This is a genomic window from Variovorax sp. V35, assembly GCF_041154465.1.
GTDB lineage: Bacteria > Pseudomonadota > Gammaproteobacteria > Burkholderiales > Burkholderiaceae_C > Variovorax > Variovorax boronicumulans.
Window position 1 is genome coordinate 3,292,530 of record NZ_AP028666.1, and the last position, 15,443, is coordinate 3,307,972.

Below are 15,443 nucleotides of genomic sequence, written 5' to 3' on the forward strand. Positions count from 1 at the left end.
GCCGGCGCAATCTCGTCGGATGCGACGATATCGAGGCGCCATGCCGATTGCACACTCGGCGCCGTGTCGCGAGGACCTCTGCGGCGCGACCCCACAAGAATCCGGAGACTTCCATGCCCCTCACCCTGGCGTTACACAAGGCACGCCGTGAAAATCCCGACCGGCTGGCCGCCATCTGCGGCGACCGGCGCACCACCTACGCGGAGCTGCATGCGCAGGTCGCGCAACTGGCGGGCGGCCTGCACGCCGCGGGCGTGCGCCGCGGCGACCGCGTGCTCGTGCTGGCGCCCAACTCCGACCGCTTTCTGGCCGTGGTCTACGCCACATGGTGGCTCGGCGCCGTGCTGACGCCACTCAATTGCCGCTGGAGCGTGGACGAACTTGCCTTTGCGCTGGCCGACAGCGGCGCCAGCGTGCTGCTGCTGGACGACGTCTTCGTGCCGCTGCTGCCGGCCCTGCGCCAGAAGTCGCAGTCGATGCCAACCGTCGTCGTCATCGGCGAGTCTGGCAAGGTGCCCGAAGGCGCGTGGCGCTACGAGGAACTGCTCGGGCATGGCGCTCCCCTGGACGACGCCTACGTCGGGGGCGATGCGCCGGCGGTGCTGCTCTACACCGGCGGCACCACGGGTCGCTCGAAGGGCGTGCTGCTGTCGCACGGTGGACTCCTGGGCAACACACTCGCGTCCATCGCCATCGGCGAGCGCGTGCCCGGGGCGATCTGCCTGCACGCGCTGCCGATGTTCCACGTCGGCGGCCTGGCCGTCGTGCTGCAGGCCATGGTGGGCCAGTGCACGCAGCTGATGCTGCCGGTCTTCGACCCGGCCGTATTCCTGGCGCTGATCGCGCGCGAACGCGTGACCGAGGCGGCGCTGGTGCCCACCATGATCAAGCGTGTGGTGGACCACCCTGACATTCGCAGCCGCGACCTGTCGAGCCTGAGGCGCCTGTACTACGGCGCTTCGCCGATCGACGGCACGCTGCTGGAGCAGACCATCGCATGCCTGCCCGATGTCGGGCTCACCCAGTTCTATGGCATGACCGAGACCGCGGGCATCGCGGTGGCGTTGCCGGCCTGGTGCCACAGCGCCGAGAGCCGTGCGCGAGGCCGCCACTTGGCCGCGGGCCTGCCGACGCCCTGCATGGAAGTGCGGGTCGTGGACCCGGAGGGAAATGATCTGCCCGCCGATGCAGTGGGGGAGGTCTGGCTGCGCGGCCCGGGCATCATGCTGGGCTATTGGAACCTGCCCGAGCAGACCGCGCAGGTGCTGCACCAAGGCTGGATGCGCACCGGCGACGGCGGCCGGCTCGACCCAGAGGGCCTGCTGCACATCGTCGACCGGCTGAAGGACATGATCGTCAGCGGCGGGGAGAACGTCTACTCCACCGAAGTCGAGAACGCGATCCTCGCGCTGCCCGGCGTGGCCCAGTGCGCGGTGCTCGGCGTGCCCGACGCCGACTGGGGCGAGCGCGTGCACGCGGTGCTGGTGCTGCAACCCGGCGCGCAGATCGACGGGGCCCGCGTCATTGCGCATTGCAAGGAGCGGATCGCCGGCTACAAGTGCCCGCGCGGCGTCGAATTTCGCAGCGAGTTGCCGGTGTCTGGCGCCGGCAAGCTGCTCAAGCACCAGCTGCGCGAAGCTTACTGGCAAGGCCGCGAGCGCCGTGTCGCCTGAAGGAACACCACCCCATGAACCGAAACCTCTTCCGTCCCGAGCACGAACTCTTCCGCGACAGCGTGCGTCGCTTCCTGCAGCAGCATGTCGGTCCGAAGCTCGAGAGCTGGGCCGAGCGCGGCTGCTTCGACCGCGCGGTGTTCAGCATCGCCGGGGAACTCGGCCTGCTGTGCCCGACCGTGCCTGAGGCCTATGGCGGCCCCGGCGCCGACTTGCTGTACTCGGCCGTGGTGCTCGAGGAAGCCGCGCCGTACAGCAACTTCGGGTTGTCGCTGACGATGCACTCCGAGATCGTCACCAACTACTTCCTGCACTTCGCCAGCGAGACGCTGAAGGCGAAGTGGCTGCCGCGCATGGTCAGCGGCGAAGCCGTTGCGGCGCTCGCTATGACCGAGCCCGACGGCGGCTCCGACGTGAAAGCGGTGCGTGCCACGGCGCTGCGCGAAGGGGAGCACTACCGGCTCAATGGCGCCAAGACTTTCATCTCGAATGCCACCACCTGCGACCTCGTGGTGGTGGTCGCCAAGACCGACCCGGCTGCCGGGGCCAAGGGCGTCAGCCTGCTGGTGGTCGACACCACGCTGCCGGGCGTGAAGAAGGGCTCGCCGCTCAAGAAGATTGGCCTCAAGGCGCAGGACACCGGTGAGCTGTTCTTCGAAGACGTCATGGTGCCCGTTGACCACCTGTTGGGCGAGGAGGGGCGTGGCTTTGCGTACCTGATGCAGGAATTGCCCTGGGAGCGGCTGCAGATCGCGGTGTCGGCCATCGCCGCCGCGGAAGACGCCTACCGCATGACGGTCGAGTACGTGCGCGGCCGCCGGGCCTTCGGCCAGGCTGTCGCGGATTTCCAGAACACCCGCTTCGTGCTGGCCGAATTGAAGACCGAGATCCGCATCGGTCGCACGTTTGTCGACAGCTGCCTGCAGCAGCTACTGCAGGGCGAGCTCGACGCCGAGGCCGCCTCGATGGCCAAGTACTGGTGCAGCGACCTGCAGTGCAAGGTGGTCGATGCCTGCGTCCAGCTGCATGGCGGCTACGGCTTCATGGCCGAAGTGCCGATCGCTCGGGCGTACGTCGACGCGCGCGCCCAGCGGATCTATGGCGGCACCAACGAGATCATGAAGGAACTCATTTCGCGCAATCTCTGAGCGGGCCGAATTCGTCGGATGCGACGATACCGGGCGGGTTCGCTGCGGCGACAGTTCCAGGCATGGGACATCAACCGCACAACGGCATCGCAGTGGCCGGCATCACACTGCAACTCCAGGACGCGGTCGCCACGATCGCGATCGACCTTCCCCAACCCAAGAACAGCTTTCGCGTCGAGAACGCAAAGGCCCTCGGCGCTCAGCTCGATGCTGCGCTCGAAGGCGGCGCGCGCTGCGTGGTGCTGCGCGGCGCCGGTGCGGTGTTCTCGGCGGGTTGGGACATCGGCTCTATCGATCCCGCAGCAGACAACCCGATGGCCATGATCAGTCAGGTGGTCGGCCCGCTGTGCCAGCGGCTGCGGGCGCTGCCCGTGCCCACCATCGCCGCGGTGGCGGGGCCCGCGCTGGGCTTCGGCTTCGGATTGGCGCTGTGCTGTGACATGGTCCTGGCAGAAGAAGAAGCGCTCTTCGGCAGCCCGTTCCGGCACATCGGCATGGTGCCCGACACCGGCGCCCACCACATCCTGCTGAGCCGCACGGGCTTCGCACTGGCCTCCGAGCTGATCTACACCGGTCGCTTCGTGAACGGCGCCGAGGCCGCCGCGCTGCGCCTGGTCAATCGAGCGGTGCCCACGGGGGCCGTGGCGGAAGAGGCGCAGAAGCTGGCGCAGAACATCGCGAGCGGGCCGACCGCGGCCTTCCGCCTGTCGAAAGAGGTGTTGCTGGAAGGCGGCGATTTCGATTCGATGCTCGCCCACGAAGCACGCCAGCTGCAGAAGGTGTTCGCCACCGACGACCTGAAGGAGGGCATTGCAGCCTTCCAGCAGCGCCGTCGCCCCGCTTTCACGGGCCGCTGATTCGCGCGCCGAGGCACTCCACAACCAACGACAAGAACCCCAAGGACGACAGATGACAGAAGCCTACATTCTCGACACCGTGCGCACGCCGCGCGGCCGCGGGCGCGCCAACGGCGCGCTGCATGAAGTCGCACCGGCGCGCCTCGCCGCCCAGGTGCTTCAACAGATCCGTGATCGCAACCGGCTGGACACGGCGCTGGTCAACGATGTGATCCTCGGTTGCGCCGAGCCGGCGCTGGAACAGGCCTCGAACATCGGCAAGGCCGCGGTGTTCGCGGCCGGCTACGACCATACGGTGCCAGGCGTGCAGCTCAACCGGTTCTGCGGCTCGGGGCTGGAGGCCTGCAATTTCGCCTCGGCGCTGGTCAAGTCGGGCCAGGCCGAGCTGGTCATCGGCGGCGGTGTGGAGAGCATGTCGCGCGTGCCCATGTTCGTCGGCGGCGGGCCGTGGATCACCGATCCGCAGATCACCATTCCGAACCGCATCGTGCCGCAGGGCGTGTCGGCCGACCTGATTGCCTCGCTGTATGGTTTCAGCCGCCACGACGTCGACAGCTACGCCGTGGAAAGCCAGTGCCGCGCGGCCGCAGCCTGGACCGAGGGCCGCTTCGCGAAATCGGTGGTGCCCGTGCGCGACCTGAACGGCGTGGAGATCCTGGCGCAGGACGAGCACGTCCGCGCCGACACCACGATGGACACGCTGGCCAAGCTCGAGGCTTCCTTTTCCGTGCAAGGCGAGAAGATGGGCTTCGACGCGATGGCGCTTCAGCGCTACCCGGAGCTCGGTGCGATCACGCATGTGCACCACGCCGGCAATTCGTCGGGCATCGTCGATGGCGCTTCGGCGGTGCTCATCGGCTCGCGCGAAATGGCCGATCGGCTCGGGCTGAAGCCGCGCGCGCGCGTGGTGTCCTTCGGCACCATCGGCAGCGAGCCGACCATCATGCTGACCGGCCCCGCGCCGGCCGCCGAAGCAGCGCTCAAGCGGGCCCGCATGAGCGCCGGAGACATCGATCTGTTCGAGTGCAACGAGGCCTTCGCCGCGGTGGTGCTGCGCTTCATGCAGGCGCTGCGCGTTCCGCACGACAAGGTCAACGTCAACGGCGGCGCCATTGCGATGGGCCATCCGCTGGGGGCGACCGGCGGCATGCTGCTGGGCACGCTGCTTGACGAACTCGAACGCCGCGACTTGTCGACCGGCCTGGTCACGCTGTGCGTGGGCGGCGGCATGGGTTCGGTGATGGTGATTGAACGCGTCTGACGCAGGAGCAAAAAAAATGATCGACTACACGCTCGGTGCCGACGGCATCGCCACCCTGACCTGGAACGTGGCCGACCGGCCGATGAACGTGCTGAATCTGGCGTCCATCGCAGCCTTCGACGCTGCGGTCCAGCGCGCCATCGGCGACAGTGCCGTGAAGGGCGTCATCGTCACCTCGTCGCGGCCCGAATTCGTGGCTGGCGGCGACCTCGACCTGATCCGCCGCATTCGCACGGCCGAGGAATCGATGGCCAGCTCCGGCCCCTTCAGCCGCACGCTGCGAACGCTCGAGGCCTCGGGCAAGCCATTTGTCGCCGCGATCAACGGCACGGCGCTGGGCGGCGGGCTTGAGATCTGCCTGGCCTGCCATCGCCGGATCGTTGCGGACGACGCGAAGATCCAGCTTGGCGTGCCTGAAGTCTCACTGGGCCTGCTGCCCGCCGCTGGCGGCACGCAGCGCCTGCCGCGCATGATCGGCATCAAGGCCGCGTTGCCCTACCTGCTCGAAGGCCGCAAGGTCGCACCGGCGCAGGCACTCGAAGCCGGCATCGTCGACGAAGTGGTGCCGGCCGATCAGCTGCTGGCGCGCGCCAAGGCCTGGCTGTTGGCCGAGGGCCCGCAAGCCACCGTCAAGCCCTGGGATGCCAAGGGCTTCAAGTTTCCGGGCGGTACGCCGCAGACGCCGGGACCGACGCAGCTGTACTTCGGCATTGCCGGCAACCTGCTGGGCAAGACGCAGGGCCTGTATCCCGCACCCGAGGCCATCCTGGCGTGCGTGTACGACGGCTGCCAGGTCGGCATCGACGCCGGCCTGAAGATTGAGCAGCGGCAGTTCGCGCACCTGGCGACCTCGTCGGCGACCAAGAACATGATCCGCACGCTTTTCTATTCGATGGGCGAGGCCAACCGGCTGGCGCACCGGCCCAAGAACGTAGCCAAGCGCGACTACGGGCGCATCGGCGTGCTGGGCGCCGGCATGATGGGCGCGGGCCTGGCGCACGTGAGCGCACTGGCCGGCCTGCAAGTGGTGCTGCTGGACACCAGTCTCGAAGCGGCCGAGAAGGGTAAGGCCTACGGCGCGAAGATCCTTGACGCCCAGGTCGCCAAGGGCCGCATGGCCGCCGACAAGCGCGACCGCACGCTCGCGCTGATCGAACCGACCACAGACTACGCGGCGCTGGCGGACTGCCAGATCGTGATCGAGGCGGTGTTCGAAGATCGCGCCGTCAAGGCCGAGGCCACCCGCCGGGCCGAGGCCGCGATGGCGCCCGACGCGATCTTCGCGTCGAACACCTCGACGCTGCCGATCACCGGGCTGGCCGAGGTGTCGTCGCGGCCTGCGCAATTCGTCGGCCTGCATTTCTTCTCGCCGGTCGAGAAGATGCCGCTGGTCGAGGTGATCCGCGGTAAGGCGACCGCCGAGGCCACCATTGCCCAGGCACTCGACTTCGTGAAGCGCATCCGCAAGACGCCGATCGTGGTCAACGACTGCCCGGCGTTCTATGCCAACCGCGCATTCGGCATGTTCCCCTACGAGGCCATGACGATGCTGGTCGAAGGCGTGAACCCGAACCTGATCGAAAACGCCGGCCGCATGGCGGGCATGCCGATGCCGCCGTTGGCGCTCATCGACGAGTTCTCGGCCGAGCTGCTCTACAAGGCACTCAAGCAGAGCCGCCTGGACCAGGGCACCGCCTACCGCGAGCAGCCGCAAGACGCTGTGCTCGTGACCATGGTGGAGAAGCTCGGGCGACTAGGCCGCAAGGTGGGCAAGGGCTTTTACGACCATCCGGCCGACGGAAAGAAGGCCCTGTGGCCGGGCCTGGCGGAGCTCTATCCGCTCGCCGCCGAACAGCCGGACGTGGAGCAGGTGCGCCGGCGCCTGATGCATGCGCAGTCGCTCGAGGCGGCGCGCTGCTTGGCCGAGGGCGTGGTTAGCGCACGTGATGCCGATGTCGGTTCGTTGCTGGGCTGGGGATTTCCGGCGGCCCTGGGCGGCGCGGTCAGCCACATCGATACCTTGGGTGCGGCGCGCTTTGTTGAGGAGTGCGACCACCTGGCGCGTCATCACGGTGAACGCTTCGAGGTGCCATCGGCACTGCGCGAGTTGGCGGCTGCGGGTGGCCGCTATCTGGAGGCTTGAAGTGGCCGCGCTTCTTCATGGCGTGAGCTTCGTCGCGCTGGCCGGCAAGGGCTGACATGGACTACTCCGGCCGATACCGCCCGGTTCGCCCGTTGCGACCGGAGGACGACTTCAACCATCCAGTCGAAGCGCATCCCTTCTTCAACGAGAGCCGCTACGTCCATCTGATCGATGGACGTCAGCGCATCGGCGGCTGGTTCCGGATCGGACAGCGCGCGAACCAGGGCTTGTCCGAGATGACCGTGTGCCTGTACCTGCCGGACGGACGCGTGGGCTTCATGTTCGCGAAGCCCGGGACGGTCAGCCAGGACGGCGTCGAAGCCGCCGGGCTGCGCTTCGACTTCGATCAGCCTATGCAGCGTTCGCGCTTGCACTACGCTGGGCCGGTCCACGTGATGGCGGATGGTGCGGCGATGGAGAACCCGCGAGCCGCCTTCACACCGCAATCACAGGTAGATGCCGAGATCGCGTTGGTCTTCGAAGCCGTGGCACCCGCTCACGGCGGTGAATTGCTGGGCGACGAGGGCGAGCCCTTCGACGAAGGGGAGGGGCGCTACTTTGCACGGGCGCACTACGACCAGTCAGTGAGAGGGCAGGGCACGCTGCGCGTCGGAGAGACCTCCTGGGAGATTGCAGGCCATGGCCTGCGCGATCATTCCTGGGGTCCACGGCTGTGGCAAGCGATTCCGTGGTATCGCTGGTTTCCCTGCACGTTCGACGATGGCTTGGCGATGTGCGTGATCGTGGTTCAGAAGGGCGATGGCGAACTGCTGGAAACGGGCTACGTGCACGACGGCAGCGGCCGCCTGCGCCATGTGCACTGCGTCCGGCTGCAGACGCGCTATGACGCGCGAAGCTATCCCACGGGGTTCTCGCTGAGTTTCGAGAACGAAGTGGGCCAGCAGTACGACATCGAGGGTGAAGTGCTCGCCAGCGTGCCGTGCCGTCATTGGCGTAAGCTGCCCGACGGGCGTACTGACAAGGCGCGCATCATGGAGTGCATGACACGCTATCGTTTGGGCGAGCGTGTCGGCTTCGGCATGGCGGAGTATCTCGACCATCAGGATTCCGCTGACGGTGAGGCGTTCGAAGGCATCCGTGCAGGCCGCTGACGCAGATCGGTTGTTGATGGCGCTGCGTCGCCACCGCCCCGACGTGTCGGCCATTGCGGCGCTGAGCGCGGTTTCCGGCGGTGCGAGCCAGGAGATCTGGTCTTTCGATGCCTTGTCGCCGAGTGGCGCGCAGGGCTTGATCTTGCGGCGCACCCGCCAATGGAGCGAAAACGGCCAGCAAGGTAGCGCAGGCATGGCCGCCGAGGCCGCGCTGTTGCGACCTGCCCTGGAGGCCGGTGTGCCGGTGCCCGAGGTGATCGGCGAACTGTTGCCATCCGATGGGCTGGGCGATGGCTACCTGATGCGACGGGTGGAGGGCGAGTCGTCGGCTCGCGCCATTCTTCGCGATCCGGAGCTTGCGCAGGCACGGCGCACCCTGGCCGCCGAGTGCGGCGCACTGATGGCTCGCATCCATGCGATGCCGCAGGCGAAGTTACCTGCTCTTCGCTGCGGCGGTGCCGCGCATGAGCGTCGACATTGGGAAGCGGCACACCGCGCTAACGGTACGCCGCGGCCGGTGTTCGAGCTGGCGCTTCGCTGGCTCGCGGAACATGAGCCCGCGTACAGCGATCCAGCGGTGCTCGTTCACGGAGATTTCCGCAACGGCAACCTCATCGTAGGCGCGGAGGGCGTGCGAGCGGTGCTTGACTGGGAGCTCGCGCACCTCGGCGACCCTATGGAAGATTTGGGGTGGTTTTGTGTCAATTCCTGGCGCTTCGGCAACGTGGAGCTGGAGGCCGGAGGCTTGGGCACACGGGCGCAGCTTTTCGCAGGGTACGAGGCCGAATCGGGCCGACGCGTGGATGCGGCGCGCGTTCACTATTGGCAGGTTCTGGGCACCTTGAAGTGGGGCATCACCTGTGACGCGATGGGGCTGGCCTGGCGCAATGGGAGCGACCGTAGGATCGAGCGGCTCGCCATCGCGCGGCGTGCCTCGGAAGTCGAGGTCGATCTGCTGGTTGCGATGGGCGAGATTCGGTCGACGCTCTTGTGGGAGCGAGCAGACGATGAAATTGGCGTCTGCGAACGGGACGACCCAGAGCCGTTGCCAGCCTCCGCCGACGAGCTCACCATCGCCATTGCTGAGGTGCCACTTGCCTCCACCGCAACCGACGAAGGCAGAACGAATCGCGACGCGCGTATCGGCATCAGCCTGCAGTCCACGCTGGCACGCGAGCGTGAGATGGGCGCACGCCTGGCGAGCGAAGAGGCCGATCGAATCTGTCGAGTGCTCGGCGTGCAAGCTGATCTGGAGCGGCTTCGCGCCGCGCTTTGCACGGCCATCCGAAGCCGAAGTTCGGCCTGCGATGCTGCAGCGTTGAACGCCCATTTTTGGACTACCGCCCTGGGTCAACTGGCTATCGATCAGCCGCGCTATCGGTGGCGCCACATAAATTGAGGTCTGAATGCGACCAATCTTGAGCACTGTCCGAATGCTCTGGAAGTCGCGCGCGAAGATGAATGAGCATCAGCGAACTGGCTCATTGCGGCGCGCTCGAAGCAGCCTGGGCCAAACTGCTCCTCTCGGGCGGCCCATGTAGACCGATTCAATGACACTTCTTCACCTCGACAAGAAAATCTTGTTCGGCGAACGTCCTGCCATGACTGTCAGTGCCGCTTGTGGATTCAGCACGCCCGACACCACATCGATGAAGTAGACCGACACGTTGTTGTCAGTGTTGTCCGCCACATACGCGAACTTCCCGTTCGGTTCTATAGCAATCGAGGCGGGACGATTTCCTGTGGGAATGGTTGGCGTCACTGCGGGTGCCAGCGCGCCGGTCAAGGCGTCCAGGGTATAGGCCGACACGTCATGGCTGTCCAGGTTCGCTACGTAGGCAAAGCGTCCCTTCGGGTCCACGGTGATGCTGAATGGAGCGCGACCTGTCGCAGGCGGTGTTGTTGCGAGCGGCGCCAGTGCGCCCGACACGGGATCGATGGAGTAGGCCACGATGTTCCGGTCGCCCTGGTTCAACACGTAGGCGAAGCGGCCCGAGGGATCCACGGCAATATCGCGGGCCCCGGACCCGGCCGCCACGGTGGGGATCGCCATGGGGCTCAGCGCACCGGACGTGGCATCGATGTTGAATGCCGACACGGTGGCATCGTTGATGTTCGCCACATAGGCGAAGCGGCCCGTGGGGTCGATGGCAATACCGTAAGGCAGACTGCCGGTCGCCACGGACGGCACCGCCATCGCGCTCAGCGCACCCGTCTCGGGGTCGATGTTGAAAGCCAGCACGCTGTTGCCCACCAAATTCACGAAGTAGGCGAAGCGACCAGTGGGATCCACCGCCATCCCCGCTGATACTCCCCCCGTCGCCACGGTTGGGGCGGCGATGGGGTGCAGGTCGCCCGTCGTGCGATCGATCGCGTACGCCGACACGCCGTTGCCCAAAGCGCTCGACACGTAGACGAATCGGCCCGAGGGCTCGATGGTCAACGCGTACGGACTTGGCACCGACAGCGTTGCTGCCGGGCGCAGCGTGCCGGTCGTCGCATCGACGGCGTAGGCCGACACGCTGTCGCTGTTGCCGTTCGACACGTAGGCAAAGCGTGAAGGAGGCTCGGCGCAGACGACCTGCACGTCGCTCACCGTGGTCGCCGCGATCGTTCCGCTTCCGTTGCTGACGGTGCACACGCGCGTCAGGATCTTCGACTGGGATTTGATCGACACAGCGTAGCTCGCACCATCGGCAAGCGGTGTCACAAAACTGAAGTGGCCATCGGTGGCGATGGGCAGGTCGTCACCTGCGTTGTTCTGCAGCACAAGCCCCGCGCCGAGCAGCCCCGTGACCTTGCCGCCGATCGCATAGGTCGGTGCGGGGGGAGTTGGGGCTGAGGGCGCTGGGGCAGGAGAGGGCGCGGGGGCGGAGGGCGGCACCGAGATCAGGGAGATCGGGAAAAAGCCGCCACCTCCACCCCCGCCGCACCCTGAAACGACTAGCGCCACCAGCGCGCCTGCGACGCGGAGAAGAATTTCGCTTGAGTGGAGCCGAGGCTCCGATCCGTGCCATCTCATGTTCTCGCAAGGCCCTGCCATTTGTTACGGCCGGCGATGTTAGTGAGCAACAGCGCAAACGGCCATACCCGAGAACTGGTAGACGTACCCTCGCAGGTTGCCCCTCAGGTCGGGGACGGCGGCGCCACGCCAAGGTGACTGGCGGCTGCCTGAAGCGCCAGCTGCCGACGAGGTGTTGCAGTACTTGCGCGTCGAGATACCTCTTAACCTCGCGTCAGAAGTTCGAGCCTCTGACGAGAAGGCAGGCGCTGGTAGCGGATTTCCAGGTCACCGCGCCTGTGGCCGATTCATCGGGCCCGAAAGTCAAGAGGCGACTGCCTCGAATGTAGGCATTCCAGCGATGACCCGCATGAGTGTTGGCGCCGCCGAAGTTGTCCATGAGTTATCCACAAAGATTTCCACTGACTCATGGAACAACTTCCGGTCTGGTTGCCGGGAAGCCTTTCAGGTCGACGATCCGAGTTGTTCAGGTCTTCCTCGGATCGCAGGGGCAATCATTCTGGTGATGTCGGGGCGCAGTTTCCCGCTGCTTGATTCTTCGCCCCATAGGGCGGTAGCTCAGAGCCGGGCAGCCGGCTGCGCGGAGGCTGCAGCCCGTCCACGCGGGGGAACCCGCATGACAAGCGCGAAGCGCTCAGCGGCGTGGAAACCACCCACGGCCAGGCGGTCCTTCGAGAGAACTCTCCATAGACACGGGATCCAGCCGAACACCTTCGCGCTGTCGCCCTCGAGCCGCACCAGATAGACATTGGTGAAGTCGATCACCTTCTGCGCGCCGTCGACCTTGTAGATCGCTCTCCACGCCACGCGGGTGAGCCCGTGCAATTCGTCGATCGCCGAGATGTCCAGGTTACGCACGTTCATCCGCTGCACGCCGGTGTCGCGGTAATGCTGGAACCCCTTCGCGGACACGCGCCTGAGTTCTTCATCGTTCTTGCCCGTGAAGACGCCGGCGGGCGAGGCGGCAATGAAGCACGCGGCGTACAACGCCGCCACGGCTTCGAGGTCGGCTTCGCCGGTCAGTCCCGCATTGAATTCCCGCTCATAGCGGTCGAACAACGCGCGCGTCGCGGATTGGATCGGGTGGGCTTCGGCTCCGTTGAGCATGATGGCGGGCACTCCTTGTCGATGGCGTTTCCGACCGGATGCCCGTCATGTCATGCCCGTATCAAGGTCGAATTTCGGTGACCTTCGCACCCTGCACCGACGCACCCGCCTCCAGGCCCACATTGGTCATCACGAAGGCGACCACGGGTTGCCGGAAGGTGCTGCTGTCGACGACGCCGTTGGCACCGTAGCGTGCCAGCGCCACCGTCGCGTCGACGCCCACCGTCCAGCCCCGGCTCTGACGGAACTTGTCCAGCGCCTCCCTGGAGGTGAACACGTAGAACACGGCCTTCGACTGCGCACCGGCCTGGAAGCCGATGGAGCCGGCGGTCGTGCTGTAGTAGCTCTGCGTGCGGCCGCCGCTGCGCAGGGCACCGCGACCATAGTCGGCGCCGATGCCGAAGCTTCCGCCCACCACGGACGGGAAGACCAGCACGCCCTGCGCGCCAGCGACGAGCGCGCGCGAACCGGCGACGGTGTCATAGAGGCGGGCCAGCGATGCATCGACCTGGGCGTCGATGGCCGATGCCGACGAGGCCGGGATGTCGTTTGCTGCGCCGCTGGGGCGGGTGACCGTGCAACCGGTCACGGCGAGGCTCGCCGCGATGGCGGCGGCTGCGAGCAGGTGGAAAGGTGCGACGTGCATGGCAAGTCCTCCAGGAAGAAAGGGAAGGGACAGTGAATCGGGGTGAAGGACCTCGCCTGGTCAGACCTTCTCAGGCCTCGACGGGTTGCGAGATGCCGCACAGCGCCTCGGCGGCTGGCTTGACCTTGGGCTCCTTCACCGCGACATCGGCCAGCGCCAGGATGCCCACCAGCCGCTTGTCGCGGTTGACGATGGGCAGGCGCCGGATCTGGTGCTCGGCCATGAGCTGCGCCGCATGATCGACGGCGTCGTCCTCATAGGCCCAGCGGATGCCGTCCGACATGACGTCGCGCACCTTGGCGTTGCCGTCGTGCCCTTCGGCGATGCCGCGCACGGCAATGTCGCGGTCCGAGATCGCGCCGATCATGCGGTCGTTCTCGCCCACCGGCATCATCCCGAAGTCGCCGTCGCGCATGCGCCTGGCGGCCTCCGCGAGGGTGGCGTCGGGACTGATGACCTCGACATCGCGGGTCATCACAGCGTTGACTTTTCGCATCTGGAATCCTTTGAAGAAAAAGTAAGTTGGGCGGCCGTGGTTCATGGCAGGAAAAGGGGTGCGCACGGCACTGATCCGGCGCAGCTACAGGTCTAGTCTTCTGCGCGGCCCAAGGTGTAGGACAACCGCCGAAAAGCCGGTGGTGCAAAGGAAGAACGCGCGCATGCCGCAGCCTGGGCGTGTCCCCATGTCGCGAAGGGCATAGGGCTCGCCGGGGTTGATGACCGTCGCTGATGCGTGCCCGCCACATCGCCCCCGCGGCGGCTGTGACCAATCGCGGCAATATCGTTACGGCCTGTTGAACCCGACGCGGAAGCCGCGTTGTCGACGCCGCGCGCGCAGGGGGCCGCTTCATCGGACCTCGCCCTGCGCCATGCCCGCGGGCCTTCGAGACAAACGCGATCACGCGCTGTTCCGCGCGTGCCCACACGCCCGGCCCGTGTCAACCCCCACCGCCGCAACACCTATGTAGGACTTCGCCCGGTCCGCGGCCGAAAAGTAGATGTGAAGTTCGCACATCTTGTTTCTCCCGGAAGCAGGACGGGCCGCGCTTTGGGCGTACCTTTATTGCACCGCAGCACGAAAAATCGAAGGCGCGGACCGAGGGATCGGGAGGGTTGAGTCAAGTCTCTTTCTTCACCAGACGGCATGCCGTTCGCCGGCATGCCGTCGATGTTTCCAAGAGGTGGTTATGCGAGTGTCCAGACCCATTCCTTTTCCGTCGGAACCGGGCCGACCGCGCGCCCCGGGTGCCGGACGGGCCCGGCGCCAGCGGGGCGCCTTCGTTCCCAAGCTGGCGGCCTATGCGCTGCTGGCCTTCGTGCTGTGGCTGATGGTGGCCACGCTGGTCGAGCCGCTGCTGTCCTCGCAGGCCACGCGGGCCGTGCTGCAGGCGCCGGTCGGCATCGTCACGTCGCCGATCAACGGCGTGGTGACGCAGATGGCGGTGCGCACGCGCGATGCGGTGGCGCCCGGCACGCTGGTGGCCACGGTGCGCAACCCGACCGTCAGCCAGGAGATCCTCACCACGCTGACCACGCAGCGCCTGGCCCTGCAAAGCCAGTTGTCGCAGCTGGGCAACCAGTACAAGTCCGACAGCCAGGAGATGCGCTCCATCGGCCAGCAGGCGCAGGTGACCCGTAAGGCCTCGCTGGCGCAGACCTGGGACGCCTGGGAGATCGCGCAGCGCCAGCGCGACGTGGCGCACAGCGTGGTGGCCGAGCAGGAGAACAAGGTGCGCACCAACGAAGCGCTGCTGAAAGAAGGCGCCATCAGCGAACAGGTGATGAACGCGTCCGAGGCCCAGCTGAGCACCGCGCGTGCCAATGCGGCGGTGGCCGAGCAGGCCTTCGCGGGACAGGCGCAGACGGTGGCGAGCGCGGGGCAGGGCGCCTTCGTGGGCACCAGCGGCAACAGCCTGTTCCAGACGCTCGCGAGCCGGCGTGAAGCGCTGCGCAACAGCAGCGACCGCGCGCGCCAGGACGGCACCGCGATCGTCAAGCAGCTCGCGCAGATCACGCAGCTCGAGGACGAAGAGCGCCGCCGCGTCGACAAGCTCGCCGCCTACGAGGTCAAGGCGAGCCAGCCCGGCATGGTGCACACGGTGCTGGCGCCCGAGGGCGCGTATGTCACGGCAGGCTCCTCGCTGGTGCGCGTGACCGACTGCAGCCGGATCGGCGTCGTCGCCGTGTTTCCCGCGCGGCTGGCCAAGCGGTTGAGCGTCGGCTCCAAGCTCGACGTGAAGGTGGCGCAGAACGTCGACGTGCATGCGCGCGTCGAGCAGCTGCTGCCCGTGGCCTCGGATGCACTGCAGAGCACGTACAGCGTGCCCTTCCCCTTTGCCGAGCAGGGCTCGATCTATGCGGTGGCGCGCATCGAGGCGCCCGAGCCGCCGCCCTCGGAAGACGGCAGCCGCCAGACCCTGTGCGTGCCGGGCAAGGTGGTCTCGGCCAGCCTCGCCAAGGCGTGAGAAAGCATG

12 protein-coding genes are annotated in these 15,443 nt (G+C 66.8%); 8 read left to right on the forward strand and 4 right to left on the reverse strand.

The window, feature by feature from the left end:
- Positions 1 to 113 precede the first annotated feature (113 nt).
- The 7 genes from ACAM42_RS15245 (at position 114) to ACAM42_RS15275 (ending at position 9,593) form a co-directional block, all read left to right on the forward strand.
- On the forward strand, positions 114 to 1,673 hold the full coding sequence (locus tag ACAM42_RS15245) for a class I adenylate-forming enzyme family protein (RefSeq protein WP_369632524.1): 1,560 nt from the start codon (positions 114 to 116) through the stop codon (positions 1,671 to 1,673).
- 14 nt (positions 1,674 to 1,687) lie between these two features.
- Positions 1,688 to 2,821: an acyl-CoA dehydrogenase family protein gene (locus ACAM42_RS15250; protein WP_369632525.1), complete on the forward strand. Its 1,134-nt coding sequence runs from the start codon at positions 1,688 to 1,690 to the stop codon at positions 2,819 to 2,821.
- A gap of 62 nt (positions 2,822 to 2,883) precedes the next feature.
- A complete protein-coding gene (locus tag ACAM42_RS15255; protein ID WP_369632526.1) occupies positions 2,884 to 3,678 on the forward strand; it encodes an enoyl-CoA hydratase/isomerase family protein in 795 nt (264 codons plus the stop codon).
- Positions 3,679 to 3,730: 52 nt separating this feature from the next.
- The gene (locus tag ACAM42_RS15260; RefSeq protein WP_369632527.1) at positions 3,731 to 4,939 is read left to right on the forward strand and encodes an acetyl-CoA C-acetyltransferase; all 1,209 of its coding nucleotides are present in this window, start codon (positions 3,731 to 3,733) and stop codon (positions 4,937 to 4,939) included.
- 16 nt (positions 4,940 to 4,955) lie between these two features.
- Entirely contained in the window at positions 4,956 to 7,082 is a 2,127-nt protein-coding gene (locus tag ACAM42_RS15265) for a 3-hydroxyacyl-CoA dehydrogenase NAD-binding domain-containing protein (protein WP_369632528.1), read from the forward strand.
- A gap of 56 nt (positions 7,083 to 7,138) precedes the next feature.
- A complete protein-coding gene (locus ACAM42_RS15270) occupies positions 7,139 to 8,194 on the forward strand; it encodes a hypothetical protein (protein WP_369632529.1) in 1,056 nt (351 codons plus the stop codon).
- Complete coding sequence (locus ACAM42_RS15275; protein WP_369632530.1) at positions 8,181 to 9,593, forward strand: phosphotransferase family protein; 1,413 nt, start codon at positions 8,181 to 8,183, stop codon at positions 9,591 to 9,593. The genes ACAM42_RS15270 and ACAM42_RS15275 overlap by 14 nt, the downstream gene beginning before the upstream one ends.
- A 162-nt stretch (positions 9,594 to 9,755) precedes the next feature.
- Here ACAM42_RS15275 and ACAM42_RS15280 read toward each other — a convergent pair whose 3' ends face one another.
- The 4 genes from ACAM42_RS15280 to ACAM42_RS15295 all read right to left on the reverse strand — a co-directional run bounded on the left by ACAM42_RS15280 (position 9,756) and on the right by ACAM42_RS15295 (position 13,465).
- Positions 9,756 to 10,964: a lactonase family protein gene (locus ACAM42_RS15280; protein ID WP_369632531.1), complete on the reverse strand. Its 1,209-nt coding sequence runs from the start codon at positions 10,962 to 10,964 to the stop codon at positions 9,756 to 9,758.
- An 810-nt stretch (positions 10,965 to 11,774) separates the two neighbouring features.
- Positions 11,775 to 12,323, reverse strand: a complete 549-nt coding sequence (locus ACAM42_RS15285; RefSeq protein WP_369632532.1) for a nuclear transport factor 2 family protein — start codon at positions 12,321 to 12,323, stop codon at positions 11,775 to 11,777.
- Between the two features lie 61 nt (positions 12,324 to 12,384).
- Positions 12,385 to 12,969: a YSC84-related protein gene (locus ACAM42_RS15290; RefSeq protein WP_095744962.1), complete on the reverse strand. Its 585-nt coding sequence runs from the start codon at positions 12,967 to 12,969 to the stop codon at positions 12,385 to 12,387.
- Positions 12,970 to 13,039: 70 nt separating this feature from the next.
- Positions 13,040 to 13,465 (reverse strand): CBS domain-containing protein, encoded by a 426-nt coding sequence (locus ACAM42_RS15295; RefSeq protein ID WP_062480639.1) that lies wholly within the window; start codon positions 13,463 to 13,465, stop codon positions 13,040 to 13,042.
- Between the two features lie 697 nt (positions 13,466 to 14,162).
- Here ACAM42_RS15295 and ACAM42_RS15300 point away from each other — a divergent pair.
- Positions 14,163 to 15,434: an HlyD family secretion protein gene (locus ACAM42_RS15300; protein ID WP_369632533.1), complete on the forward strand. Its 1,272-nt coding sequence runs from the start codon at positions 14,163 to 14,165 to the stop codon at positions 15,432 to 15,434.
- Positions 15,435 to 15,443 lie beyond the last annotated feature (9 nt).

Excerpts from the sequence above, each read along its gene's own strand:
- ACAM42_RS15260 (WP_369632527.1), top strand. The coding sequence starts at position 3,731 with ATGACAGAAGCCTACATTCTCGACACCGTGCGCACGCCGCGCGGCCGC.
- ACAM42_RS15255 (WP_369632526.1), top strand. The coding sequence starts at position 2,884 with ATGGGACATCAACCGCACAACGGCATCGCAGTGGCCGGCATCACACTG.
- ACAM42_RS15270 (WP_369632529.1), top strand. The coding sequence starts at position 7,139 with ATGGACTACTCCGGCCGATACCGCCCGGTTCGCCCGTTGCGACCGGAG.
- ACAM42_RS15290 (WP_095744962.1), bottom strand. The coding sequence starts at position 12,969 with ATGCACGTCGCACCTTTCCACCTGCTCGCAGCCGCCGCCATCGCGGCG.
- ACAM42_RS15295 (WP_062480639.1), bottom strand. The coding sequence starts at position 13,465 with ATGCGAAAAGTCAACGCTGTGATGACCCGCGATGTCGAGGTCATCAGT.
- ACAM42_RS15245 (WP_369632524.1), top strand. The coding sequence starts at position 114 with ATGCCCCTCACCCTGGCGTTACACAAGGCACGCCGTGAAAATCCCGAC.
- ACAM42_RS15265 (WP_369632528.1), top strand. The coding sequence starts at position 4,956 with ATGATCGACTACACGCTCGGTGCCGACGGCATCGCCACCCTGACCTGG.
- ACAM42_RS15285 (WP_369632532.1), bottom strand. The coding sequence starts at position 12,323 with ATGCTCAACGGAGCCGAAGCCCACCCGATCCAATCCGCGACGCGCGCG.
- ACAM42_RS15250 (WP_369632525.1), top strand. The coding sequence starts at position 1,688 with ATGAACCGAAACCTCTTCCGTCCCGAGCACGAACTCTTCCGCGACAGC.